This window comes from Hyphomonas beringensis (genome assembly GCF_000682755.1).
Lineage (GTDB): Bacteria > Pseudomonadota > Alphaproteobacteria > Caulobacterales > Hyphomonadaceae > Hyphomonas > Hyphomonas beringensis.
Window position 1 is genome coordinate 17,749 of record NZ_AWFF01000039.1, and the last position, 21,446, is coordinate 39,194.

Consider the following 21,446-nt stretch of genomic DNA (forward strand, 5'->3'; position numbering starts at 1 on the left):
GTGAAAGACTTAAGATCTGGCGACCCATATGACGAAATTACCCCTCATCATAGATTGTGATCCCGGTGTGGATGATGCCGTCATGCTGATGATGGCGTTGGCCAGTCCTGCGTTGGATGTGCGGGCCATCACCACTGTTGCCGGCAATGTGCCGTTGCACCTGACCAGCCGGAATGCGCGCATGATGTGCGATCTGATGGGCCGCACGGATGTTTCCGTTCATGCCGGATGTCCACGCCCTCTGGTACGCACGCCCGTCACGGCGGAGGAATTCCATGGTGAGAGCGGCATTGCGGGGCTCGACCCGTTTGATCCCAAGACGCCGCTCGCACCGGGCCATGCTGTAAATGTGCTGATCGAGCAATTGCGTGCGGCCGGGCCAAAGGGGCTGTCCGTGGTCGTGACCGGGCCGATGACGAATCTGGCCACCGCCATCGTCATGGCGCCCGATATTGCCGGGAATATCGATCAACTCATCCTCATGGCCGGTGCGGACACCGAAGGCGGCAACATCACGCCTTTCTCCGAATTCAATGTATTCGCAGACCCGCATGCTGCAGAGATCGTGCTCAGTGCCGATGTGTCGGCCACGATCCTGTCGCTGGATGCGACGCATCAGGTGCGCGCTCTGCCGGAAAGAGTGGATGTCTTCCGCGCGATGTCCGGAGAGCGCGCGGCCATTCTGGTGAAACTGTTGGAAGCGGCGAATGCGCTGGAGCAGAAATGGAAGGGCAAGAGCACGCCGATGCACGACCCCTCCACCATTGCGTGGCTGCTCGCACCCGAGCTGTTCGACAGCAAGACTGTCGCCGTCACGGTAGAGACCAATTCCGGCGTCCGCTTCGGGCAAACCAAAGTTTCCCGCACCGCGGAAGGCCCGCACAGATGGGTGACGCGGGCAGATGCGGATGGTTTCTTTGACCTTCTGAAAAGTCTGGTGGAGGCCGCATGATCACCGTCGTCGGATCGATCAATCTGGATATCGTGGCGACCGGGCCCAAGCTGCCGCGTCCGGGCGAGACTGTGACCGGAGCAAAGCTCGCGCGCCATCCGGGTGGGAAGGGGGCCAATCAAGCACTCGCGGCCCGGCGGCTCGGCGCAGAGGTGCGGCTGGCAGGCGCTGTTGGCGCAGACGACATGGCGGAAGAAGCGCTCAAACTGCTTCAGGCCGGCAATGTGGACCTGTCCGGCGTACAGCATGTGAATGGTGAAACGACCGGTGTCGCCCTGATTGCTGTGTCAGCAGACGGCGAAAACCAGATCGTTGTATGCCCCGGCGCGAATACCGTCCTGCGCCCGGCGGACATCGAATTCCTAGACATCGAGCATATGATGGGCGTGCTGGAAGTCAGCCCGGAAACGCTGCTGGCCGCCGCCCGCAAGGCGACAGGCTTTGTCAGCCTCAATCTGGCACCGGCAATGGGTGTGCCAGACGAGCTGCTGGCGGCCGCTGACCTGATCAGCGTAAATGAAACAGAGGCGGCCTTCTATGGCGGTGCCCTGCACAGGCTGGACGCATGGATCGCCATCTCGCTCGGCTCTGAAGGGGCAACGCTGTGGCGCGGTGGCAAGGAAGTCGCGCGGGCTGAGCCGCCCAAGGTGACCGTCCTGGATTCTGTCGGGGCAGGGGACACCTTTACCTCGGCGCTGACAGTGGCCCTGATTGAGGGCAAGTCGCCAGAAGAGGCGTTGCACTTCGCAGTCGTGGCGGGCGCGGTTGCCTGCACAAAGCCCGGCGCACAACCCAGCCTGCCAAAGCGGCTGGACCTCGATGCCTGGCTTTAGTCGCGAGAGTTTCACATGTCAGGGAATTGACGTGACCGCCAGATAAGCCTTTCTGGCCATACATGTGATGTTTGGAGGTGGCGCTATGCTCCGTTTGATCTGCAGTGCAATTCTTGGGGCCGCCCTGGCCCTTCCAGCGGCCGCTTGGGGCAAGACCGGCCACCGCATCATTGGCGAGGTTGCGCAATCCTATCTGAGCGAACCGGCTGCCGAAGCGGTGGAAGAGATCCTCGGGGCTGAAGGTTTGGCAGAGGCTGCCGACTGGCCGGATTACATGCGCTCCAATCCGGATACATTCTGGCGCTCTGAAGCCAATCCCTGGCACTATGTCACCATCCCGCAGGGCATGACCTATGAGGAGACCACGGCGCCGGAAGGCGGCGATGCCATCACCGCACTGGAGAAGTTCCGGGCCCTGGCCGTGGACCCCAATGCGTCTCTGGAAGACCGCCAATTGGCCCTGCGCTTCATCGTTCATCTGGTGGGGGACCTTCACCAGCCGCTTCATGCTGGCAACGGTACAGACCGGGGCGGCAACTGGGTGGAAGTCGTCTTTTTTGACCAGATCTCAAACCTGCACGAAGTGTGGGACGAGAAGCTAATTCAGTATGAAGAGCTGTCCTTCTCCGAATGGGCCAAATGGCTGGAACAGAAGATCACACCGGACCAGATGTCTGAATGGGCTTCAGCCCGTCCGGCAGAGTGGGCAGATGAAAGTGCGGCAATTCGGGATACGATCTATCCGGAAAACCAGATCCTGTCCTACGACTATGCCTATATGGCCCGGCCGATCCTCAATGAGCAGATGAGCAAGGGCGGCGTCCGCCTCGCGGCCTATCTGAACCGTATGTTCGAGCCGCAGGCCGATACATCTGCAATCGAGTAAAGTGGGCTCAGGCGCTCGCCCGATTAATCCGGCGGCGTTGGACGCTTGAGGGGATGTGCAGGCTTTCGCGGTATTTGGCGACCGTGCGGCGGGCGATTTCGACGCCGTAGCCGGTGAGGATTTCCACGATCTGGTCGTCGGAGAGCACATCATCGGCATCTTCGCCATCAATCAGCTGTTTGATCCGGTAACGGACAGCCTCGGCCGAGTGCGCTTCGCCGCCCCCTGTCGCGGGGATGGCGGCTGAGAAGAAGTATTTCAGCTCGAACAAGCCGCGCGGTGTCGACATGTATTTGTTGGTTGTAACGCGACTGACGGTCGACTCGTGCATCTCGATGGCATCTGCGACCTGTTTCAGGTTCAGCGGCCGCAGATGGGCGACCCCATGCGCAAAGAAGGCATCCTGCTGGCGCACAATCTCACTCGCCACCTTCAGAATGGTGCGTGCACGCTGATCTAGAGATTTGACCAGCCAGGTGGCAGACGCCGCGCATTCTGAAATGAATTCCTTTTCCTTTTCCCGCATCGGCAGCGCTGTGACTTCGGCATAATAGGCCTTGTCCATCAGCACGCGGGGAAGATTGTCTGAATTCAGTTCCACGGCGAACGTGCCATTCGGCAGTTCCCGGACGAACACATCCGGTGTCACGGCGACAGATGCATCGCTGGAAAAGCCGGAGCCCGGCTTGGGGGACAATTGGCGCAGCTCTGACATCATGTCGAGCAGATCTTCCTTGCCGACACCGCAGACCTCTGCGAGGGCCTTGAGGTCATGCCTGGCGACCATTTGCAGGTTTTCGACCATGGCCTGCATGGCTGGGTCATACCGGCCGCGCTCTTTCAGCTGCAGGCTGAGGCATTCGGGAATCGAGCGCGCCATGACGCCTGTCGGGTCAAAACCCTGGCAGACTTCCAGGACCGCTTCGACGTTCGCGACATCTGCGCCAAGCGCCTCTGCGATATCCTCCAGTTCGCCGCGCATATAGCCGCTATCGTCTGTTTCATCGATCAGGCGCGCCGCAATCAGGCGGTCAGCCGCAGACAGGCCGGCAAAATTCAATTGTGTGTGCAGATGTTCGTGCAGGGAGACTTCTGAGCTGAGATTGGCTGTGTAGTCAAAATCTTCGCCCGAGCTGTTGCCACCAACGCCAGACCAGTCGGCCTTGGCGGAAGGGCCGCTATTACCGGCGGGCATGGCTGCGTCAGATCCGGTGCCCGGTTCGTAGACATCCTCGCCGGGGGCATCCAGTTGTTCGCGCGCTTCTCCGAGGCCGGAGGAATCGTCTAGGGACAGTTGGTCGTTCTTGCTGGAGCTATCTGTCTCACCGTTGCCGCCATCATTTTCCTCTGCCTTGTTCAGCAGGGGATTGCGCTCGATTTCGGCTTCCACGAACTCTGTCAGTTCCTGGTTGGAGAGTTGCAACAGTTTGATCGCCTGCTGAAGCTGCGGCGTCATTACCAGGGACTGGCCCTGGCGCATGTCGAGTGACTGTTTCATTCTCTAAGCCCGCGCCTTTCCTCAAGCGGCGAACTGTTCACCCAGATAGACCCTGCGCACTTCCTCATTCGTCAGCACATCTTGCGGTGTGCCGTTGAACAGGACTTCGCCTTCATACATCACATAGGCCCGGTCCACGATCTGCAGCGTCTCACGTACCTGGTGGTCTGTGATCAGAACACCCAGGCCGCGCTGCTTCAGATAGCGGACAAGTTCGGAAATGTCGGAAATGGCGAGCGGGTCGATACCGGTGAACGGTTCATCCAGTAGCATGAAGCTCGGACGGGATGCGAGCGCGCGGGCAATCTCCACCCGGCGGCGTTCGCCTCCGGACAGGGACGTGGCCGCCTGGCCACGCAGATGTTCCACATGCAATTCGCTGAGCAGGCTATCGACCTGTGCCATTCGCGCCGCGCGGTCCTTTTCGACCAGTTCCGCAACGGCCAATACATTTTCTTCCACGCTCATGCCCCGAAAGATCGAGGCTTCCTGCGGAAGATAGCCCACGCCAAGGCGTGCGCGCTGGTACATGGGCAGACGGGTTACGTCTTCACCGTCGATCGAGATTTTTCCCGAATCGGCGCCTATCAGGCCCATGATCATGTAAAAGCAGGTCGTCTTGCCGGCCCCGTTGGGTCCGAGCAGGCCGACAACTTCCCCGCGCTGAAGGCTGAGAGAGACGTCGCGCACGACCTGTCGTTTGCCAAAAGACTTGGCAATATTCTCAACGACAAGGCCTTCGGCCGACTCGGTCATCTCTACACTACTTCCTTCATGTTCCGGGATTTTTGCCACCCGGAGAAGGGCTTACTCTTACATACTTAAGATCGGCTTCACGATCCTGCTTAAATTTGTTCAGTTTCCGCTGGATTTGTTCTCTGGCTCGATCACCATGCGGGTGCGCCCATTGCCGCCATCCAGCGTCGTACGGCGCTTGCCGACTTCAACGGTCAGCACTTCGCCCTCGGCCACATCGCGCTCGCGCATGAGGGCAATATTGCCGGTCATTGTGATGGTATCGCTGGCCGCATCATAGCTGCCGCGATTGCCCTTCGCCTTCATTTCCGGCGTGATATAGAACACATTGCCTTCCGCCAGCATGGTCTGGATCTGGCCGAAACCGCCGCCCAGGCCGCCTGATGCGCTGTCTTCGGCCGCGGCCCGCTCGGCGAAGATCAGCGTCACCGTGTCGGCGCGCAGACGGGCATCGCCCTGCTGAATGTCGACATTGCCGATCAGCAGGACCTTGCGTTCCCGCTCCAGGCTTTCTGTGCGTTCGGAGTTCAGATAGATCGGACCGCCCTGTGAGGAGATCTGCGCCGCGGCCGGCATGGCCATGGCTGTCAGGGCCGTCAGGGCAACAAGAACCTTATTGAGAGCCATCAGCTTCACCTTCACCTGTTACGGGTGTCTCCTTTGGAGCAGGATAGATCACCGTTTTGACATTTCCCTTGCAGACGACGCGGTTGCCATCTTCAAGAACTTCATACGTGTCGCAACTGATATCGCCAAGAGGCCCTCTGCCTTGCAAGGGAGATAGGCCCTCGACACGGCCTTCGCCGACAAAGACGCGAGCGCCGGATGTCATGAACGTATATCCGTTCGCGTCAGAGATGCGCACATCCTCGTAAAGTTCCAGAATGCCGGAATCGCGGTCATACATGCCCGACGGGGCGCTGATCTCGCTGCCGGTTTCGTCAATCAGAACGGGATTGACCAGATCTACCAGAGAGCCTGTCGCGCGGCGGCGCCGTGCTGCGTCTGCCGTGATCTGGAAGCTCTGTCCGGTCGAATCCCGGCCTGAGAAGCGGGGGTTCAGCATGGTGACGGTTTCATCCTCGGACACCTGCACAGGGGAGGTGTCCTTCGCGATGGCACTGCGGATGATGTAGCCGAGGAACAGGCCGATCGCGATGGCGGCACATGCCGTGAAAGCCAGGCGCAGATAGCGGACACGTTGTGACCGTTGGCGCGCCTGCGCCAGGGTTAACTGGCGGCGCGGGGCCCATAATGATGCCGGATCGTGGTGCTTTACGGCGTCCATGCCTGCGGGGAGTGCCTGCTGTGAAAGTTCAAAAACCTGTTTAGCGGCCTACACTCACTAACGAAAGCGGCGAAGGCATGACAATAGTGTCAGCTATGGGCGAAAATGTCTGTTTCGTCCCAGCCGGCAATATCGAGCCGTGCGCGAATAGGCAGGAAGGCGAAACAGGCTTCGGCCAGTTCCAGCCGGCCTTCGCGTTTCAGCATGTCTTCCAGGCCAGCCTTGATCTTGTGCAGGTGCAGCACGTCAGACGCTGCATATTGCAGCTGCGCATCTGTCAGGTCGTCTGCACCCCAGTCTGAGCTTTGCTGTGCCTTGGACATGTCCACGCCAGCGATTTCGCGCGCCACATCCTTCAGGCCATGCCGGTCTGTATAGGTGCGCGCCAGCTTGGAGGCGATCTTGGTGCACCAGACAGGGCCGCAATCGACATCCATCCAGCGTTTCATCATGGCCACGTCAAAGCGGGCAAAGTGGAAGATCTTGAGGATGTTCGGATCGCTCAGCAGCTTTTTCAGATTCGGGCAGTCATAGTCCCGGCTTAGCTGCACCAGATGCGCGCTGCCGTCTCCGGAGGAGATCTGCACGAGTGTGAGATGGTCGCGGCGAAGGTTCAGCCCCATCGCTTCGGTGTCGACTGCCACGACCGGTCCGAAGTCCAGTCCTGCGGGCAGGTCACCCTTGTGTAATTTGATGCCGTTCATGGCGAGGCTGTAGCATGACAGGCGTTAAGGGCAAGTGCCTGAAGTGACGAAACGATCAGCCCTGGTCGCGTTGCGCAGCCTGGAGCGCGGTGTCGAGGGCGGACAGGAAACGCGAGCGGTCTGCCTTGGAGAAGGGGGCCGGGCCGCGGGCAATGCCATCGCCCAGGCCTGCGCGCAGGTCGGCATGGATCGCGCGAACTGCAATAGCCGGTCCGATTGAGGCGTCCGTAAAGGGCTTGCCGGTCGGCGACAGTACCCGCGCGCCTGCCTTCAGACAGCGGTCGGCCAACAGGATGTCCGCCGTGATCACGATACTGGCCGCATCGGCTTGTTCAGCGATCCAGTCATCTGCGGCATCGAAACTGTCGGTCACCATCTTGCGCGAAATCAGCGTGTGCTCGGGAATGCGCATATAGGAATTGGCCACGATCACGACGGGCACCTTGTGGCGCAGGGCCACCTTGTAGATTTCGTCCTTGACCGGGCAGGCATCGGCATCGACCAGGATGCGTACATCTGTCATGTCGGGGTCTGCAATTTATGGATCAGGCAGGGCAGGGCACGGCCGGGAATGGGGCTCGGTTCTGTCTTGTCGATGCGGACTGCACCCATATGCTCGTAAAAGCCTGCCGCCTGCGGGTCAGAGACGATCAGCAAATCCTCTGCGCCAGTTCCCTGCGCTGTCCGGCAGGCCCAGACATATAGCAGCTTGCCTGTGCCCTCTCCCAGCCGGTCTGGCGCCACATACAATTTCTTCACCTGGGCCAGCGTCTCAGTATTCATGGACAGCTGCACCATGCCCGCCACGCCGCGTTTATCCTCGGCGACCATCAGGGCGTCTGTTTCCAGCTCTTCAGGTTTCAGGGTCAGGCTTTTCCGGAAGGCCTGCAGCATCTTGCCGTCATAGCCCCAGCTGGCTTGGGATCTGAGGCACAAATCTGACAGGCCGGGCAGTTCTTCCGGCGTAGGCGCTCTCAGGATCATGCGGGGTGTCCTTTCAGGACGAAGATGGATGCTTGACTCATAGTGCTAAAATGTTCTCTTTGTGTTCTAGATATGTTTTCCTGGTTACCAGCATGCGCCAACCGACCGAGATTGAGTCTCTATACATCGATTTTGATGCTTTCTTTGCCAATGCTGAAAAATTGCTTCGGCCGGAGCTGCGTGGGCGTCCGGTAGGCGTTGTGCCGCTTGCCTCTGAGCATACTTCCCTTATCGCGCGATGCTACCTGGCGAAAGCTCATGGTTTGAGACGTGGTACCTCGGTTCGGGAGGCGCGCCAATTATGTCCCGACGTGGCCCTACCGCTGGCCCGGCATGATGAATATGTGCGCCTGCACCACAAGATTCTTGAGGAACTCGATCGCCATGTTCCGGTACGCAAGGTCTGGTCTGTGGATGAGATGGAGTGCAGCCTGCTGGGAGCCGAGCGGGCGCGAGGCCAGGACATTGCAATGGCCATCCGCCGCGGGCTCAGCGAGAATATCGGGGCCTGCCTGACGGCCTCTATCGGGCTTGCGCCGAACCAGTTCCTGGCCAAGGTGGCCGCGGAGATGAACAAGCCTGATGGCTTTGTGATGCTGCGCCCGGAAGATTTGCCGGGCCCCTTGTTTGATCTTGAGCTGACAGACCTGCCGGGTATTTCCAGCCGCATGCATGTACGGCTGGTTCAGGCTGGCGTGCATACGGTGGAGCAATTGTGGAATCTTTCGCCGAAACAGGCGCGCGCCATCTGGAACAGTGTGGAGGGCGAGCGGCTCTGGGCCCAGTTGCGTGGCTATGCGGTGTCGCGTCCAGAGACGGAGCGGCGCATGTTTGGCCATGGCCGCGTTCTGTCGATGGAATGGCGCGATCCGGTAAAGGCGCGGGACTGCCTGCGCCTGCTGACGGCCAAGGCGGCGCGGCGTTTGCGGCGGGAGGCCTATCTGGCGGCGGGTGTCCATGTCTCTCTCAGGGCACAGGACGGTCGGCGCTGGGGTGGGGACATGTCTTTCTTCCCGGCGCGGGATGATCACACCTTCCTGCAGAAGGCGTGCGAGATCTTTGATGTCGGGGTGGAGGCACTGGACGGTGGACGGCTGAAGAAGCTGTCTGTCGTGCTGCACACAATCAGCCGGCCAGGGGAGGTCAGCGCGGACCTGTTTGAGCATGCCGACCAGGTCTCCAGCCGTTCGCGCTGGGAACGGGTGACGGATGCGATGGACGCCCTGAATGCGCGCAATGGAGCCTGTATTGTCTCGCTGGGGCCGCGCAAGGAACCGCCGGGCGGCTATGCCGGGGCAAAGATTGCCTTTGGCCGTGTGCCGGATCTCAATGACTTTCTGACGACCCGGTCAGACTGACGCAAGGCGAGGGCTTGCCGCGCCAGCCAATCGACCTTCCTTTACTCCCATAAAAAAGGGAGAGTTCACATGGCGTCAGCCCCGGTAAAGACACGTATCACAGAGATGCTCGGCATCGAAAAGCCGATCATTCAGGCCGCCATGGGCTGGATTGCCCGATCCCAGCTCTCCTCTGCCGTCTCGAATGCCGGGGGCATGGGCATTATCGAGACATCTTCGGGCGAGTTGGACGCCGTGCGGGAAGAGATCAAGAAGATGAAGACGCTAACGGACAAGCCGTTCGGCGTGAATGTCGCGCAGGCTTTTGTGCGTGATCCCGATATCGTCCAGTTCGTGATTGATCAGGGGATCAAATTCGTCACCACGTCTGCGGGCGACCCGATGAAGTATACCGGCATGTTGAAGGAAGCCGGCCTCACCGTGTTCCACGTTGTCCCCTCGCTGCAGGGCGCCCTGCGGGCGATTGAGGCGGGCGTGGACGGTCTGATCGTGGAAGGCGGGGAAGGGGGCGGTTTCAAGAATCCGAAGGATGTCGCCTCCATGGTGCTGATCCCGCTGGTCTGTGAGCATGTTGATGTACCGGTTGTCGCGGCTGGCGGCATTACGGATGGGCGCAGCATGGCTGCGGCTTTCGCGCTGGGTGCAGAGGCCGTGCTGATGGGCACGCGTATCCTGTCATCGGAGGAAAGCCCTGTTCACTCCAATTGGAAAGAGGCGATCGTGAAGGCGGAGGCCACCGATACGGTCTTCCTCAACCGGTCCGGACCGGGGCCAGCGCTACGCGCACTTCGGACAGAGCGGACCGACCGGATCCAGAAGGAGGGGGTGGAGAATATTTTCGGAGAATTTGCCAATACCCAGGATGTCTATTTTGGCGGCGACCTTGAAGCCGGTATCGCGCTGACCGGTCAGGTGGCGGGCCGGATCACACAGGTGAAGTCTGTCGCACAGATTTTCGAGGAAACCCTGGCCGAATATCACGACGTCGTTTCGCGTTTGCCGAGATGAGGAGAAAGGCTAATGCCTTGTGACACAAAGAAAAAGCCCGCCGGTTCGATCCGGCGGGCTTTTTCTTTGTGTCTGATATTACGGTCGGCGTCAGGCTGGCGTATCTGCAGCTTCGCGGCAGACAATCGCGCGGACCTGTTCTTCCGTCGAGGCCTCTCTCAGCGCATCACGCACAGTGCTCTGGCGGAAGGCGCGGCTGACCTGGGCCAGGGCCCGCAAATGGTCTGCGCCAGCTGTTTTCGGGGCCAGAAGCATGAAGATGAGGTCGCACGGACGCTCATCAATGGCTTCAAAGTCTACGCCGTGAACCAGCCGCATATAGCCGCCTGTGGGCGTTTCGATGCCTTCCAGGCGTGCGTGGGGGATGGCAACGCCTTCTCCCACGCCCGTTGATCCCAGGCGTTCACGCTCCATAACGGCATCTTCGATCAGGCGCGCGCTGAGGCCCACTTTTTCAGCCAAGGCTTCTGCCAGGGCATGAATGGCCTGTTTCCGGCTGGTCGCCTCGAACGATGGTATGATTACCCCGCCTTCCAGCAGGGACGTCAGATCAGTGGCCATGAAGTTGCTTTCCGTCTTCCGGCTTAGGTCTTCCGGGCATTCTCCGGATCTACCCAACCAATATGCCCGTCTGGGCGGCGGTAGACCATATTCAGGCCTTCATGGCCAGCATTTCTGAACATGATTGCCGGAACTTCCTGCAGTTCAAGCTGCATAACTGCCTCTGAAACGCTCATCGTCCGGATCGAAACCGAGGTTTCAGCTACGGTGAGTGGCGTATCATCGGTCACTTCGGGGGACTCGTCCTCATCGGTGTCATAGCCATTGACCTTGAACACGGATTCCGAGGCCAGTTCAGAGGGCATGGGCGCGGATGTGCCGGAATGATGGTCTTTAAGGCGGCGCTTGTAGCGGCGCACGCGCTTTTCCATCTTGTTCAGGCTGTCTTCCAGCGCGGCATAGGGCTCTTCCGCCTTGCCTGTGGATTGAAGGATAATGCCGGAAGGCAGGTGTACATTACAGTCTACTTCAACAAACGGGCCCTGCTGGGATACGAAAACGCGGGCGTCTCCCGTTCGGGTGAAGTATTTACTGACGGCCGCCTCCAGTCCGGTTTCAATACGGCTCCGCAGAGCTTCTCCGAGATCCATATGCTTGCCAGTAATCTGTATCTGCACGGGCGGACTCCTTCATTGTTGTAAGGGTCTGATTATGACCCAGAATTTGGCCGGAAGCGAATCTAATCGGCCTTGTATTTGACTTGGGGCTGGCCCGGCCACGTCTCAAGACTTGCTCCCTGAATATCCGCTCTCCTGAACCTTAAATTTTGTACGGGAAATACGGGACATCCCGCACGGCATTTGTCCTGTATCCTTGGCTTTTCGCAGTAAGACGCAGCCCGAAATGCTGTTCGGGGGATGTTTTAGGATGGCGGTAATTACTTGCCGACATGCTTTACCAGACTTGGGGATGCGGTTTCCTGATAGTTTCATACGATTGTTCCTGCATATGCCTTCTTCCTACGCGCACAATATGAGCTTTTCGCCCATGATGGAGGAAGGCGACATCCTGTACCGGAATGCCTTCGAAAATGCGGCGGTAGGCATCGCCTATATTTCACCCGAAGGACAATGGCTGCGTATGAATAAGCGGGTCGCCGAGATGTTCGGCTATACCCCGGCTGAGCTTGAGGCGCTGAGATTTCAGGATATCACCCATCCGGAGGATCTGGATACCAATCTGGATTTCCTGAAAGAGGTGCGGGAGGGGCGACGCGAAGGCTACAAGCTGGAAAAGCGCTATTTTCACAAAGCGGGCCACATCGTCTGGGTGAATCTGAGCGTCAGCTGCATACGTGATACAGAGGGTAAGGTACGCTATTTCATCTCCGTACTGGATGACATCACGGAGCAAAAGCGTGTTCGGCAAGCGCTGGATGAGAGTGAAGCCAGGTTTCGTGGCTACCAGCAGACCAGTCCCGACGGCTTCATGCTCCTGCACAGCCTGCGCGATCAAGCGAACGAGATTGTCGACTTTGTCTGGGATTTCGTAAATCCGGCAGGGGAGATGATCTCGCGGCAATCCAAAGCGGACCTTATCGGTGCTCGTCTGCTGGAGGTGATGCCGTCAAATCGCAGTCTCGGTCTGTTTGATGCCTATAAGAAAGTGGTGGAAACCGGCGAGACCTGGCAGGGCGAAATCAGTTACCCTAGGCAAACTCATGGCATAGTCTGGCTACGGATCACTGCCGCAAAGGTTGATGATGGCTTTGCGGTGTCTTTTCAGGATATTACCGAGCACAAGGATGCCGAGATCAGGCTGCGCGAAAGCCAGGACCGTCAACGCAGAATTCTGGACAATGTCGTCGCCCTGGTCGGCCTGCTGAGGCCTGACGGCACTGTTCTTGAGTCAAACAAGCCGTCCCTGATGGCTGGGGGGCTTCAGCGCCAGGATGTTGTCGGCAAGAAATTCTGGGAATGTGCCTGGTGGAGCTATGATCCGGATGTACAAGCCAGTATTCGTGACGCAGTCATGCGGGCGGCCGCTGGTGAACAGATGCGTTTCGACGTGGAGATTTGCGGTGCAGACGGCAAGCGCATTCCCGTTGATTTTCAGCTTGCGCCCTGCTTTGACGAGGCGGGCCGTGTGACTGAGATCATTCCGTCTGGCATTGATATTACTGAGCGGAAATTGGCTGAATCGCAGCGCGAGATGCTTGTACGGGAACTCAGCCACCGCGTGAAGAATTCTCTTGCCATGGTTCAGGCGATCGCCTCTCACACAATGCATGTGGAAAGTTCGATTGAGGCGTTCCGGGAGTCTTTCTCAGGACGCTTGCGGGCCATTGCGGCCTGTCATGACCTGCTTATTGCCACGACCCGAAGCTCTGCGAATGTTGCGCAATTAGTCAGTGAGCAGGTCTCTCCCTATACGTCCCCGCAGGCCGAGCGGGTTACCATGTCCGGGCCGCCGATCATTCTGGGGCCGGAAGCATCCTATGCATTCGGTCTGATCCTGCACGAATTGGCGACGAACGCTGTGAAATACGGGGCTTGGTCGAATGAGACCGGCAGTGTGTCTGTCAGCTGGAGTGCAAAACTCGGCAAGGATGGCCGTACGGAAGTCATCGTGGATTGGCGCGAGAGAGGCGGCCCGAAAGCTTCTCCGCCAGAGCGGAAAGGCTTTGGCAGTGTGCTGATCGAAGAAAGTCTGTCCCACTCACTCGGTGGGCAGGCCCATATCGAGTATGCAGAGGAAGGGCTGAATGCTCGCTTTCAGTTCCCGGTGGAGGGTGTGGCATGAAGCGCTCAGTGCTTATTGTCGAAGATGACTTCCTGATTGCCTATGATCTGAAGATCCAGATGGAGGGACAGGGCTATGATGTCAAAGGCCCGGCTGGCAGTGTAGAGGCCGCGCTTACCGCACTGGAGACGCATGACATCTGCTCGGCTATTCTGGATATTGACCTGTATGGCACGGCGTCCTTCCCGGTTGCGAATGCTCTAAAGGATAAGGATATTCCCTTCATGTTCTTGTCAGGCAATTATGCGTGGCAGCTGCCGCCGGAATTTTCTGACATATTGGTGCATCCAAAGCCCGTGAATGTTCCAAAGTTGATCTGTGAGCTGAGAGATATGTGCAAGCCGGAGTGCTGCTGATCTTCCTACATGCCGCGAATGGGGCCCTTGAGAGGTGTCCCTTTGCCTGGAGGGTCTGCCTTGCCGGGATTCTTGCCATAGTCATGCTTCTTCAAGAGGCCCCTGAACTGGTGATAGGTCAGGCCAAGAAAATCTGCCGCCTTGCCTTGATGGCCCTCTGACAGGCTCAAGGCCTCATCAATCAATTGCATCTCAAAGGCGGCCACTTGCGACGGGAAGTCTGCCGGAATGGTTTCATCCTGGCGAATGCGGTCCGGATCAGCTTTCAGGGCGGGCGAGGCCTTGGGGGCGCGCCCGGATTTGGGCCGCCAGGGCGAGTCAAACGGGTCCAGCGCGCTTTGATCAAACAGCACCGGTTCATCCGGCGACAGCATCATCGAGCGGTGCGCCAGCCGCTGGGCAAAATTGCGCAGTTCCCGGACATTGCCCGGCCAGTCATGCGCTTCCATGGCGGCGACGGCGGAGGGCGCGAAGCCCGGAAAGTCCTGCGCCATTTCGATTGCCATACGCCGCGCAAAATGATCGGCCAGCAGGCTTGCATCTCCGGGGCGCGCGCGCAGTGGCGGCAGAGTGATCACGTCAAAGGCCAGTCGGTCCAGCAGGTCTGCCCGAAATTCGCCGCGCTCGACCATGGAGGGCAGATCGGCATTCGTGGCGGCAATGATGCGCACATTCGTGGTGAGGACTTTGGAGCCGCCCACGCGCTGAAATTCGCCGTATTCGATCACGCGCAACAGCTTTTCCTGCACCTGCGCGCTCGCGGTGGCGATTTCGTCCAGAAAGATCGTGCCGCCATCGGCCAGCTCAAACCGGCCCCGCCGCATCTCGGTAGCGCCCGTGAATGCGCCGCGCTCATGGCCGAAGAGCTCTGAGTCCAGCAGCGTTTCGGAAAGGGCCGCGCAATTCACCTTGATGAAGGGGCCGTCCCAGCGTTTCGACAGGAAGTGCAGGCGCTCCCCGATCAATTCCTTGCCGGTCCCGCGTTCTCCGATGACGAGGATGGGCCTGTCGAGTGGCGCGACACGCGAAACATGCTCCTGCGCACTCAGCCAAGCCGGCGCTTCACCAATGAGTTGGGTATTATCACTAATCATTTCGTCAAAATAGCTAAATATAGAAACTAAATCCACACATAAATTTAGTGGAATTGACAAAATTAGTTTTAATGCGCACTCGCGGAAAACTTATATACCTATAAAAATCAATGACTTATAAAATTAATTCGAAACTGGCACGGTCCTTGAAATGAAAGAAGGGCTCAGAGCGACAGGGCGTTGCTCAACCCAGAAGGACGAAACTGAAATGGACGACCGTTACAACACTTCAGAAACCCGCTCGGATGCTGGCCGCTTTGGCCGCTGGCTTTCCACACGCCCAGCCGAAAGCTGGATGTTTTTCGGTGCCGGTGTGCTTCTCGGCGGCTTGTTCTTCTAATCCTCCCCCCAGATACGAAAGGACTTTAAAAATGGGTCTGTTTTCCCGTCTCGGCGACATCATCAACTCGAACATCAACGCGATGCTCGACAGTGCCGAAAACCCTGAAAAAATCGCCCGCCTGATCATCCAGGAAATGGAAGATACGCTGGTTGAGGTCCGCACTGCAGCGGCCCGCGCCATGGCGGACAAGAAAGAAATGGAACGCGAGATCGTTCACTTCACGAAAACCCGTGATGAGTGGGCTGCCAAGGCAGAACTGGCCATCGACAAGGGTCGTGAAGATCTGGCCCGCGGCGCGCTGAGCGCCAAGCAGAAGGCCGAAGGCGAGATCGAACGCCGCAAGTCTGCGATGGCTGCGGCTGAAGAAGCCTTTGAAAAGCGCCAGGACGATCTGTCCAAGCTGCAAGCCAAGCTGGATGAGGCCAAGGCAAAGCATCGTGCCCTGATGATGCGCCGCGAAGCCGCCGAACAGCGGATCCGCATGCGGTCGCAAACCTATGACGGCAAGGTCGATGAAGCCCTCGCGCGCTATAACAATATTGAGCGCAAGGTCGACGAGATGGAAGCCTATGCCGACACGATCAAGGGTCATGAGCCAAATCTGGCCGCCGAGTTCGCCGCCCTGGAGCGCGACGAGAGCGTCGAGAAGGAGCTTGAAGCCCTGAAAGCCAAGCGTGCGAAGTCTTCCGCGAAGGCGTCCACGAAGAAAGTGGAGGGTTGATAGATGCTGTTTTCTCTCGCCTGCCTGACTGGCTTCATGACGCTGGTGTGTGCCCCCGGGCTGATTGCCCAGGCTCGCACCAAGCAGGGCTCTTCGGTTGAAGAGGCCGCGTGATGGACGAGTTTCTGCCAGTCATTGCGATCGTTTCGCTCTTCATTGTCCTGCCGGGAATGATCTTCCACTACATTACGAAGTGGCGGCAGCAAAAAACCCTGATGCCGGATGATGAGCGGATGATGGAGGACCTCTGGAGATCGGCCCGCGCCATGGAGCGCCGGATCGAGACCCTCGAAGCCCTCCTTGAGCAGAGCGAACAGGACGGCCAGCGCCGTCCGCCCCGCTCTTCCAGACCCACTTTTGACGACTAAGGACCTAAGCTTATGTCCCGCCATCCCCGCCCTGACCGTGATCCTGCCTATCAAGACAGGTACGGTTCCCCTAACCCCAAGCGGTTCTACCGCTCCCGCCAGGACAAGGTAATTGCCGGTGTCTGTGGCGGCCTGGCCGAGCGTTTCGGCTGGGAACCTGTCCTTGTACGCATTTTGGCCGTGCTCGGATTTTTCTTCATCATGGGGCCGCTCGCGATCATCCTCTACATCGTTCTGTGGATGATCACGCCGCGTACGCCCTTGGGCGGTCGCCCCATGTCTCCGGAAGAAGATGTCTTCTGGCGGAATGTGAATGACCGCCCGCGCGTCACCTTCGGGAACTTGAAATACACATTCATGGATCTCGATGAACGTCTCCGGGATATCGAACGCAAGGTCACATCTGACGAGTGGCGCCTGCGCAAAGAGTTCCGGGACCTGGAGCGCGGTAACTAGAGGCAGCCGCAGCTTCCAGACATAACCCTCAATATCCGACGAGAAGGACCGGAAAAATGCGTAAGGGGACGCTACTGACAAATAACTGGCTGCTGGGAGGTGTCTCCCTGATCATTCTGACGATGATCGCGATTGGCGCAGCCACGCAAGGAAGCATGGCTCTGGAGTTCGGCGGGCTCCAGATGACCTTCTCTCCTCATGAAGACGGGGGTGTACGTCTCAGTATTGCCCGCGCCTTTGGTAACTCAGATTTCACTGCGCCGTAAGGCTCTCAGGATCAGGCGCATGGGGCTGACGGCCTCCAGAGCCTGAACGCTGGCGGGTGATGGTCCACCGAGAAGCTGGGCGGCAATGATCTGCCCGGCCCATGGGCCCCAGGTAAAGCCACGCGCACCAAAGCCGTTCACCATCAAAATACCCGGTAGTAATGGGGCGTCCGCATCGGCAGGGCGTCCTTTTCGTACGCCCTCAAATGTTTCAATCGCCGCATCCCGGTCAGTCACAGTGCCGATCAGGGGCAGGCGGTCCGCCGTTGTCGCGCGGATGGCCGCGCGGGAGGTGATGGGGTGGCGTTTTGCATCGCCCTTCCACCAGGGGGACAGAAGCCGCAGCGCCTCGGCATTGGTGTCTCGCGCCGCATCCGAAACCTCTGGCGCTATGCCAGCCGGAATTTTCTCAAACGTCGCGCCCCATAATCTTTCGTCGCGCAGGGCCAGCGCATAATGGCCACTTGCCATCGCATCCGGCGCCACCTCTGCCGCGCCGGTCAGATGCTCGACCTGTCCCAGGCGGCCTTCGAGGCCCAGCCAGTTGATCTGTTCCAGCATGCCCATGGCATTGGCCAGAACAATCGCGTCATAGCGGTGGCCATTCACACGGCGCTCTGCCAGAGAAACATCCACCGGACCCGTTCCCAATGTGATGCCCTCAAGCAGACCTGTCACCACTTTGCGCGGTTCCACGATCAGGGCGCGCTTGTGCAGCAGTCCGCCGCCGGAAATGGCTTCCAGATCCTCCAGCGGCAGGGGTGGATCGGCCAGCAGTTTTTCAAATCGCGCGCGCTCGGTCTCATCCTTCGGCATTTGCCGCACATCTGTCTCGTGCGCGCCATCCAGCCCGCGATAGGCTTCGCGTGCAGCCAGATAGGCATCGATCAACAGCCGGGCTTGCACGGTGTCGCCCGCATCCAGCCGCGGCATCATCAGGCCGATGGGATTGCCGCTTGCGCCGCTGGCGGGGCCGGCTCGGTCGAATACGGTCACATCCGCACCGCGCGCAGTCAGGGCCCGCGCGGCGGATGCCCCGGCAATCCCTGCGCCCAGAATGGCAATGCTTTGGAAAGCGGAAGAAGAATTCTCTGGATATGGCGCGCGCAGGCCATAAGCGTCCGGATGCGGAGCAGGCGGCGTGGTCAGCCGTGCTTCCAGCCTTTCCCGCTTGCGGCCATGCCCAGGTGCCTTGGCCACGTCAAAGCCTGCACTGGCCAGCCCGCGCCGGACTGATCCGGCCACGGTAAATGTGCCTATGCTAGCACCGGGCGTAGACCTCTGCGCGATGAGGCCATACAAATCCTCTGCCCACATGTCTTCATTCTTGGCGGGGCTGAACCCGTCCAGGAACCAGGCATCTGCCTTGAACCGGCTGGCCGGCAGCATCTCATGAATGTCGCCCATGTGAAGCGTCAGCGTGATGCCAAGGTCTTCCCAGACATGGTGGCGCACGCCGATGACTGGCGCAGGCCAGATTTTCAGCAGCCGGTCTGACAGCTCGGACAGTTCCGGCCATTCGCCCAGTGCCCGCGCTGCATCTTCCTGCGTCATCGGATAGGCTTCGAAGCTGACAAAGTGCAGCCAGGCCGCAGGGTGAGGGCGGTGCGCCGCCCACAGCTCTGCCAGTGCCAGAAAGTTCAGCCCCGTGCCAAAGCCGGTTTCGGCAATGGTGAACTGGTCGCGTCCGGCCCAGGCCTCTGGCAGGCCACAGCCTTTCAGGAACACCGCGCGCGTTTCGGCAAGGCCGTCGCCTGCTGTGAAGTAAACGTCACCGGCCTCCCGGGCGACGGGGGTGCCATCATCCTTCCAGTCGATGGTGGGGTGTTTCAGCAGGCGGGTCATGTGCGATGGGGTATCCTCGAAGGCCCCGTTTGAACAGGCCTCATGGCAGAACTGAAACCTCTCCGGGATTTAATCGGATCGTTCAGCGTTTCCGCGCGTTGATTGTATGACCGCGCTAGAAAGCGGCGAGTAAAGAGCAAGAAGGAGATGAAATATGGACAAGGAACATATCAAAGGCGCTGCCAAGAAGGCTGAAGGTGAAGTCAAGGAAACTGCCGGTGAAATGACCGACAACAAAAAGCTTCAGGCTGAAGGCAAGATGGACAAGGCCGAAGGCGAAGTTCGCGACACGGCCGGTGACGTCAAAGACGCCCTGAAAGACTAGGCCTTATTGGCCAGACTGCGAAAGCCGCCCTTCACGGGGCGGCTTTTCCTTGCGCCGAATTCAGGCCGGGGCCAAATAAGGCGCAAGACAGGCGACGAGGCACGGCATGACCGAGATCAATATCAAACGCGAGGATGGTGACACCGGCGGGCGCTATGTATCGGTCGTTAATGGCCATGAGGCCGAGATGACCTATTCGAAAGCGGGCACCAGCCGCATCATCATCGATCATACCGGCGTGCCGAAAGAGCTGGGGGGACTTGGCGTCGGCATCGCGCTCGTCAGGCGCGCCGTGGAGGATGCCCGGCGGGATGGCATCAAGATCATTCCGCTTTGCCCCTTCGCCAAGGCGCAAATCGAAAAACACACCGAATGGCAGGACGTTCTGGCATGAGCACCGCAGATATCACGCATGACGAAACCCATCAGCGCTACAGCCTCTATCAGGATGGCGTTGAGGCGTACCTCACTTATGAGCGCCCTCAGGCGGGCCACAAGCACATCACCCATACCATTGTGCCGGGAGAACTTGGCGGACGTGGCATCGGCAAGCGACTGGTCAAGCGCGCCATGGAAGACATCATCGCAGCAGGGGAGACGGTCTCGTCGTCCTGCTGGTTTGCCAGCGCGCTGATCGAGAAGACGCCTGAATGGGCTGCTATTCAGGCATGAGCGAGCCGTTCTGGAAAACCAAGACGCTCGACCAGATGAACCGGCAGGAATGGGAGTCGCTCTGTGATGGATGCGGCAAATGCTGCCTGCTGAAGCTGGAAGATGAGGATACGGGCGAGATTGCCTATACGCGCCTGCATTGCCGCCTGTTCGACAGTGGCACCTGCCAGTGCGCAGACTATGAGAACCGCAAGAAGATTGTCGAGGATTGCGTCATCCTCACGCCGCAAAAAGTGGAAGAAATCCGCTGGATGCCGAAGACCTGCGCCTATCGCCTGATCCATGAGGGCAAGGATCTGCCGTCATGGCATTATCTCGTGTGCGGAGACCGTGAGCGCATTCACGAGGAAGGCCACTCCATTCGCGGCCGCACAGTTTCCGAAGACACCGTGTTCGAGGAAGATACCGAAGACTGGATTGTCGACTGGGAGGGCAACGAGCCCTAGACGCCGACCACTTCGCTATTGGTCGCTTCCGCTTTCAGCCATTTGATGAAATCACGTACGTCCGGCGTCAGGTGACGGCCTTTGGGGTGCACGATCCAGTAGCCGAAATCGATCAGGTGGGACCCATCGGCAAAGGGCGCGACGAGGCGGCCGGAGGCAAGGTCAGCGGCGGCAATGGCGCGCTTGGCCAGGGCAACCCCGCGGCCCGCTGCGGCGGCTTCGATCACAAGGATCGCCTGATTGAAGCGCGGGCCCCGGGTGCCGTCGACATCCTTCACATTGCGCGCGCGCAGCCAGCTCGCCCAGTCCGGACAGGACGGATCGTTCTCATTGCTCTCATCATGGATCAGCGTGTGGTGGCGTAAATCGCTCGGCTTGCGAAGGGCATCCGAGCCTTCCAGCAGGGCAGGCGAGCAGACCGGAAGTACGGTCTCATCCATCAGCTTTTCTGATTTCAGCCCCTCATAATTGCCGCGGCCATAGCGGATAGCGAAGTCGGCATCGGCGGTTGTGAAGTCCGTCAGGCCCATATCGGCAGAGATCCAGGCCTCGGTATCCTCATGCTGGCGGTGAAAGCCGTCCAGGCGCGGGGCCAGCCATTTCGCGGCAAAAGACGGCGCGCAGGAGACCATGACCCGGCCCTTGCGGGCAGGGGCCTGCATGATGCGGCCGGCTTCAGAAATTCTCTCAAATGCCTCACGCACCAGCGGCAGGCTGGCCTGCGCGGCATCTGTCAGCAAAACTGAACGCCCCGTACGCTTGAACAGCGGCGTTCCGGCATATTCTTCCAACTGTCTTATCTGTTGTGAAATCGCGCCGGGCGTGACATTCAGCTCCTCGGCAGCCTGTGTAAACGACAGGCGCCGTGCAGCCGCTTCAAAGGCTCTCAGGGCGTTCAGGGGCGGTAGACGGTCAGTAGGATCGGGCATGAATAGTTTCTCTAAAGGATCGCTGTAGGGGTTCACTGTTGCGTCTGCCGCGTCA

At 59.2% G+C, this 21,446-nt stretch carries 27 protein-coding genes and 1 pseudogene; 16 read left to right on the forward strand and 12 right to left on the reverse strand.

Features of this window, described 5'->3' with window-relative positions; all coding sequences use genetic code 11:
- Positions 1-28: 28 nt before the first annotated feature.
- The 3 genes from HY29_RS09705 (at position 29) to HY29_RS09715 (ending at position 2,671) form a co-directional block, all read left to right on the forward strand.
- Positions 29-952: a nucleoside hydrolase gene (locus HY29_RS09705; RefSeq protein ID WP_034796323.1), complete on the forward strand. Its 924-nt coding sequence runs from the start codon at positions 29-31 to the stop codon at positions 950-952.
- Positions 949-1,785 (forward strand): ribokinase, encoded by an 837-nt coding sequence (locus HY29_RS09710; RefSeq protein WP_034796326.1) that lies wholly within the window; start codon positions 949-951, stop codon positions 1,783-1,785. Before HY29_RS09705 ends, HY29_RS09710 begins: the two co-directional genes overlap by 4 nt.
- 85 nt (positions 1,786-1,870) lie before the next feature.
- Entirely contained in the window at positions 1,871-2,671 is an 801-nt protein-coding gene (locus HY29_RS09715; protein WP_034796383.1) for a S1/P1 nuclease, read from the forward strand.
- Positions 2,672-2,678: 7 nt separating this feature from the next.
- Here HY29_RS09715 and rpoN read toward each other — a convergent pair whose 3' ends face one another.
- The 7 genes from rpoN to HY29_RS09750 all read right to left on the reverse strand — a co-directional run bounded on the left by rpoN (position 2,679) and on the right by HY29_RS09750 (position 7,901).
- The gene (gene rpoN / locus HY29_RS09720; RefSeq protein ID WP_034796328.1) at positions 2,679-4,169 is read right to left on the reverse strand and encodes an RNA polymerase factor sigma-54; all 1,491 of its coding nucleotides are present in this window, start codon (positions 4,167-4,169) and stop codon (positions 2,679-2,681) included.
- Between the two features lie 21 nt (positions 4,170-4,190).
- Positions 4,191-4,925 carry an LPS export ABC transporter ATP-binding protein gene (gene lptB / locus HY29_RS09725; RefSeq protein ID WP_051601388.1) on the reverse strand — a complete coding sequence of 245 codons (735 nt, stop codon included), beginning with the start codon at positions 4,923-4,925 and terminating at the stop codon, positions 4,191-4,193.
- Positions 4,926-5,024: 99 nt separating this feature from the next.
- Positions 5,025-5,552, reverse strand: a complete 528-nt coding sequence (locus HY29_RS09730; RefSeq protein WP_034796330.1) for an LptA/OstA family protein — start codon at positions 5,550-5,552, stop codon at positions 5,025-5,027.
- Entirely contained in the window at positions 5,539-6,213 is a 675-nt protein-coding gene (gene lptC / locus HY29_RS09735) for an LPS export ABC transporter periplasmic protein LptC (protein ID WP_051601389.1), read from the reverse strand. The genes HY29_RS09730 and lptC overlap by 14 nt, the downstream gene beginning before the upstream one ends.
- 89 nt (positions 6,214-6,302) lie before the next feature.
- Positions 6,303-6,917 carry a ribonuclease D gene (locus HY29_RS09740; RefSeq protein WP_034796332.1) on the reverse strand — a complete coding sequence of 205 codons (615 nt, stop codon included), beginning with the start codon at positions 6,915-6,917 and terminating at the stop codon, positions 6,303-6,305.
- A gap of 55 nt (positions 6,918-6,972) precedes the next feature.
- Positions 6,973-7,440 (reverse strand): YaiI/YqxD family protein, encoded by a 468-nt coding sequence (locus tag HY29_RS09745; RefSeq protein ID WP_034796334.1) that lies wholly within the window; start codon positions 7,438-7,440, stop codon positions 6,973-6,975.
- Positions 7,437-7,901, reverse strand: coding sequence for a GNAT family N-acetyltransferase (locus HY29_RS09750; RefSeq protein ID WP_034796336.1), 465 nt, complete (start codon positions 7,899-7,901; stop codon positions 7,437-7,439). Before HY29_RS09750 ends, HY29_RS09745 begins: the two co-directional genes overlap by 4 nt.
- A gap of 92 nt (positions 7,902-7,993) precedes the next feature.
- Between HY29_RS09750 and HY29_RS09755 the strand changes: the two genes are divergently transcribed.
- Together HY29_RS09755 and HY29_RS09760 are read left to right on the forward strand one after the other, a co-directional pair.
- Positions 7,994-9,259, forward strand: coding sequence for a Y-family DNA polymerase (locus HY29_RS09755; RefSeq protein ID WP_034796337.1), 1,266 nt, complete (start codon positions 7,994-7,996; stop codon positions 9,257-9,259).
- Positions 9,260-9,325: 66 nt separating this feature from the next.
- Positions 9,326-10,267 (forward strand): annotated as a pseudogene (locus tag HY29_RS09760) (NAD(P)H-dependent flavin oxidoreductase); the annotation flags it as partial.
- 90 nt (positions 10,268-10,357) lie between these two features.
- Here HY29_RS09760 and HY29_RS09765 read toward each other — a convergent pair.
- Together HY29_RS09765 and hpf are read right to left on the reverse strand one after the other, a co-directional pair.
- A complete protein-coding gene (locus tag HY29_RS09765) occupies positions 10,358-10,828 on the reverse strand; it encodes a PTS sugar transporter subunit IIA (RefSeq protein ID WP_034796342.1) in 471 nt (156 codons plus the stop codon).
- 23 nt (positions 10,829-10,851) lie between these two features.
- On the reverse strand, positions 10,852-11,445 hold the full coding sequence (hpf, locus tag HY29_RS09770; protein ID WP_034796344.1) for a ribosome hibernation-promoting factor, HPF/YfiA family: 594 nt from the start codon (positions 11,443-11,445) through the stop codon (positions 10,852-10,854).
- 355 nt (positions 11,446-11,800) lie between these two features.
- On the opposite strand from hpf, the gene HY29_RS09775 reads away from it, so the two are divergent.
- Both HY29_RS09775 and HY29_RS09780 read left to right on the forward strand, forming a co-directional pair.
- A complete protein-coding gene (locus tag HY29_RS09775) occupies positions 11,801-13,570 on the forward strand; it encodes a PAS domain S-box protein (RefSeq protein ID WP_162176710.1) in 1,770 nt (589 codons plus the stop codon).
- Entirely contained in the window at positions 13,567-13,926 is a 360-nt protein-coding gene (locus HY29_RS09780; protein WP_034796349.1) for a response regulator, read from the forward strand. The genes HY29_RS09775 and HY29_RS09780 overlap by 4 nt, the downstream gene beginning before the upstream one ends.
- A 5-nt stretch (positions 13,927-13,931) precedes the next feature.
- Here HY29_RS09780 and pspF read toward each other — a convergent pair whose 3' ends face one another.
- Positions 13,932-15,020 carry a phage shock protein operon transcriptional activator gene (gene pspF, locus HY29_RS09785; protein ID WP_034796350.1) on the reverse strand — a complete coding sequence of 363 codons (1,089 nt, stop codon included), beginning with the start codon at positions 15,018-15,020 and terminating at the stop codon, positions 13,932-13,934.
- Between the two features lie 208 nt (positions 15,021-15,228).
- Here pspF and HY29_RS19820 point away from each other — a divergent pair, with 208 nt between their 5' ends.
- The 5 genes from HY29_RS19820 to HY29_RS09805 all read left to right on the forward strand — a co-directional run bounded on the left by HY29_RS19820 (position 15,229) and on the right by HY29_RS09805 (position 17,174).
- Entirely contained in the window at positions 15,229-15,360 is a 132-nt protein-coding gene (locus HY29_RS19820; protein WP_267895808.1) for a hypothetical protein, read from the forward strand.
- A 31-nt stretch (positions 15,361-15,391) separates the two neighbouring features.
- Positions 15,392-16,084 (forward strand): phage shock protein PspA, encoded by a 693-nt coding sequence (gene pspA / locus HY29_RS09790; RefSeq protein ID WP_034796352.1) that lies wholly within the window; start codon positions 15,392-15,394, stop codon positions 16,082-16,084.
- 113 nt (positions 16,085-16,197) lie between these two features.
- Positions 16,198-16,452 carry an envelope stress response membrane protein PspB gene (gene pspB / locus HY29_RS09795; RefSeq protein WP_051601390.1) on the forward strand — a complete coding sequence of 85 codons (255 nt, stop codon included), beginning with the start codon at positions 16,198-16,200 and terminating at the stop codon, positions 16,450-16,452.
- A 12-nt stretch (positions 16,453-16,464) separates the two neighbouring features.
- Positions 16,465-16,908 carry an envelope stress response membrane protein PspC gene (gene pspC / locus HY29_RS09800; RefSeq protein ID WP_034796354.1) on the forward strand — a complete coding sequence of 148 codons (444 nt, stop codon included), beginning with the start codon at positions 16,465-16,467 and terminating at the stop codon, positions 16,906-16,908.
- A 56-nt stretch (positions 16,909-16,964) separates the two neighbouring features.
- Positions 16,965-17,174 (forward strand): hypothetical protein, encoded by a 210-nt coding sequence (locus tag HY29_RS09805; RefSeq protein ID WP_034796356.1) that lies wholly within the window; start codon positions 16,965-16,967, stop codon positions 17,172-17,174.
- On the opposite strand, the gene mnmC1 is transcribed toward HY29_RS09805, so the two are convergent.
- Positions 17,154-19,019, reverse strand: coding sequence for an FAD-dependent 5-carboxymethylaminomethyl-2-thiouridine(34) oxidoreductase MnmC1 (gene mnmC1, locus HY29_RS09810; protein ID WP_034796359.1), 1,866 nt, complete (start codon positions 19,017-19,019; stop codon positions 17,154-17,156). The two genes, HY29_RS09805 and mnmC1, sit on opposite strands and share 21 nt — an antisense overlap.
- Positions 19,020-19,173: 154 nt before the next feature.
- On the opposite strand from mnmC1, the gene HY29_RS18835 reads away from it, so the two are divergent.
- From HY29_RS18835 to HY29_RS09825, 4 genes are all read left to right on the forward strand, one after another.
- Positions 19,174-19,344, forward strand: coding sequence for a CsbD family protein (locus HY29_RS18835; RefSeq protein ID WP_081811326.1), 171 nt, complete (start codon positions 19,174-19,176; stop codon positions 19,342-19,344).
- A 106-nt stretch (positions 19,345-19,450) separates the two neighbouring features.
- Complete coding sequence (locus HY29_RS09815; protein WP_034796361.1) at positions 19,451-19,738, forward strand: GNAT family N-acetyltransferase; 288 nt, start codon at positions 19,451-19,453, stop codon at positions 19,736-19,738.
- The gene (locus tag HY29_RS09820) at positions 19,735-20,016 is read left to right on the forward strand and encodes a GNAT family N-acetyltransferase (protein ID WP_034796363.1); all 282 of its coding nucleotides are present in this window, start codon (positions 19,735-19,737) and stop codon (positions 20,014-20,016) included. The genes HY29_RS09815 and HY29_RS09820 overlap by 4 nt, the downstream gene beginning before the upstream one ends.
- Positions 19,995-20,462 (forward strand): YcgN family cysteine cluster protein, encoded by a 468-nt coding sequence (locus tag HY29_RS09825; protein ID WP_277813019.1) that lies wholly within the window; start codon positions 19,995-19,997, stop codon positions 20,460-20,462. The genes HY29_RS09820 and HY29_RS09825 overlap by 22 nt, the downstream gene beginning before the upstream one ends.
- Here the strand turns inward: HY29_RS09825 and gcvA are convergent.
- Positions 20,459-21,391 carry a transcriptional regulator GcvA gene (gene gcvA / locus HY29_RS09830; protein ID WP_034796365.1) on the reverse strand — a complete coding sequence of 311 codons (933 nt, stop codon included), beginning with the start codon at positions 21,389-21,391 and terminating at the stop codon, positions 20,459-20,461. The two genes, HY29_RS09825 and gcvA, sit on opposite strands and share 4 nt — an antisense overlap.
- Between the last annotated feature and the right edge of the window lie 55 nt (positions 21,392-21,446).

What these genes read in the sequence shown, in the direction of transcription:
- HY29_RS09780 (WP_034796349.1), top strand. Translation starts at nt 13,567, where the DNA reads ATGAAGCGCTCAGTGCTTATTGTCGAAGATGACTTCCTGATTGCCTAT.
- HY29_RS09750 (WP_034796336.1), bottom strand. Translation starts at nt 7,901, where the DNA reads ATGATCCTGAGAGCGCCTACGCCGGAAGAACTGCCCGGCCTGTCAGAT.
- HY29_RS18835 (WP_081811326.1), top strand. Translation starts at nt 19,174, where the DNA reads ATGGACAAGGAACATATCAAAGGCGCTGCCAAGAAGGCTGAAGGTGAA.
- HY29_RS09745 (WP_034796334.1), bottom strand. Translation starts at nt 7,440, where the DNA reads ATGACAGATGTACGCATCCTGGTCGATGCCGATGCCTGCCCGGTCAAG.
- pspF (WP_034796350.1), bottom strand. Translation starts at nt 15,020, where the DNA reads ATGATTAGTGATAATACCCAACTCATTGGTGAAGCGCCGGCTTGGCTG.
- HY29_RS09775 (WP_162176710.1), top strand. Translation starts at nt 11,801, where the DNA reads ATGAGCTTTTCGCCCATGATGGAGGAAGGCGACATCCTGTACCGGAAT.
- HY29_RS09815 (WP_034796361.1), top strand. Translation starts at nt 19,451, where the DNA reads ATGACCGAGATCAATATCAAACGCGAGGATGGTGACACCGGCGGGCGC.
- HY29_RS09820 (WP_034796363.1), top strand. Translation starts at nt 19,735, where the DNA reads ATGAGCACCGCAGATATCACGCATGACGAAACCCATCAGCGCTACAGC.
- HY29_RS19820 (WP_267895808.1), top strand. Translation starts at nt 15,229, where the DNA reads ATGGACGACCGTTACAACACTTCAGAAACCCGCTCGGATGCTGGCCGC.
- HY29_RS09755 (WP_034796337.1), top strand. Translation starts at nt 7,994, where the DNA reads ATGCGCCAACCGACCGAGATTGAGTCTCTATACATCGATTTTGATGCT.
- pspA (WP_034796352.1), top strand. Translation starts at nt 15,392, where the DNA reads ATGGGTCTGTTTTCCCGTCTCGGCGACATCATCAACTCGAACATCAAC.
- gcvA (WP_034796365.1), bottom strand. Translation starts at nt 21,391, where the DNA reads ATGCCCGATCCTACTGACCGTCTACCGCCCCTGAACGCCCTGAGAGCC.
- HY29_RS09730 (WP_034796330.1), bottom strand. Translation starts at nt 5,552, where the DNA reads ATGGCTCTCAATAAGGTTCTTGTTGCCCTGACGGCCCTGACAGCCATG.
- pspB (WP_051601390.1), top strand. Translation starts at nt 16,198, where the DNA reads ATGGACGAGTTTCTGCCAGTCATTGCGATCGTTTCGCTCTTCATTGTC.
- pspC (WP_034796354.1), top strand. Translation starts at nt 16,465, where the DNA reads ATGTCCCGCCATCCCCGCCCTGACCGTGATCCTGCCTATCAAGACAGG.
- rpoN (WP_034796328.1), bottom strand. Translation starts at nt 4,169, where the DNA reads ATGAAACAGTCACTCGACATGCGCCAGGGCCAGTCCCTGGTAATGACG.
- lptC (WP_051601389.1), bottom strand. Translation starts at nt 6,213, where the DNA reads ATGGACGCCGTAAAGCACCACGATCCGGCATCATTATGGGCCCCGCGC.
- HY29_RS09715 (WP_034796383.1), top strand. Translation starts at nt 1,871, where the DNA reads ATGCTCCGTTTGATCTGCAGTGCAATTCTTGGGGCCGCCCTGGCCCTT.
- lptB (WP_051601388.1), bottom strand. Translation starts at nt 4,925, where the DNA reads ATGACCGAGTCGGCCGAAGGCCTTGTCGTTGAGAATATTGCCAAGTCT.
- HY29_RS09765 (WP_034796342.1), bottom strand. Translation starts at nt 10,828, where the DNA reads ATGGCCACTGATCTGACGTCCCTGCTGGAAGGCGGGGTAATCATACCA.
- HY29_RS09825 (WP_277813019.1), top strand. Translation starts at nt 19,995, where the DNA reads ATGGGCTGCTATTCAGGCATGAGCGAGCCGTTCTGGAAAACCAAGACG.
- HY29_RS09805 (WP_034796356.1), top strand. Translation starts at nt 16,965, where the DNA reads ATGCGTAAGGGGACGCTACTGACAAATAACTGGCTGCTGGGAGGTGTC.
- HY29_RS09740 (WP_034796332.1), bottom strand. Translation starts at nt 6,917, where the DNA reads ATGAACGGCATCAAATTACACAAGGGTGACCTGCCCGCAGGACTGGAC.
- HY29_RS09705 (WP_034796323.1), top strand. Translation starts at nt 29, where the DNA reads ATGACGAAATTACCCCTCATCATAGATTGTGATCCCGGTGTGGATGAT.
- mnmC1 (WP_034796359.1), bottom strand. Translation starts at nt 19,019, where the DNA reads ATGACCCGCCTGCTGAAACACCCCACCATCGACTGGAAGGATGATGGC.
- HY29_RS09710 (WP_034796326.1), top strand. Translation starts at nt 949, where the DNA reads ATGATCACCGTCGTCGGATCGATCAATCTGGATATCGTGGCGACCGGG.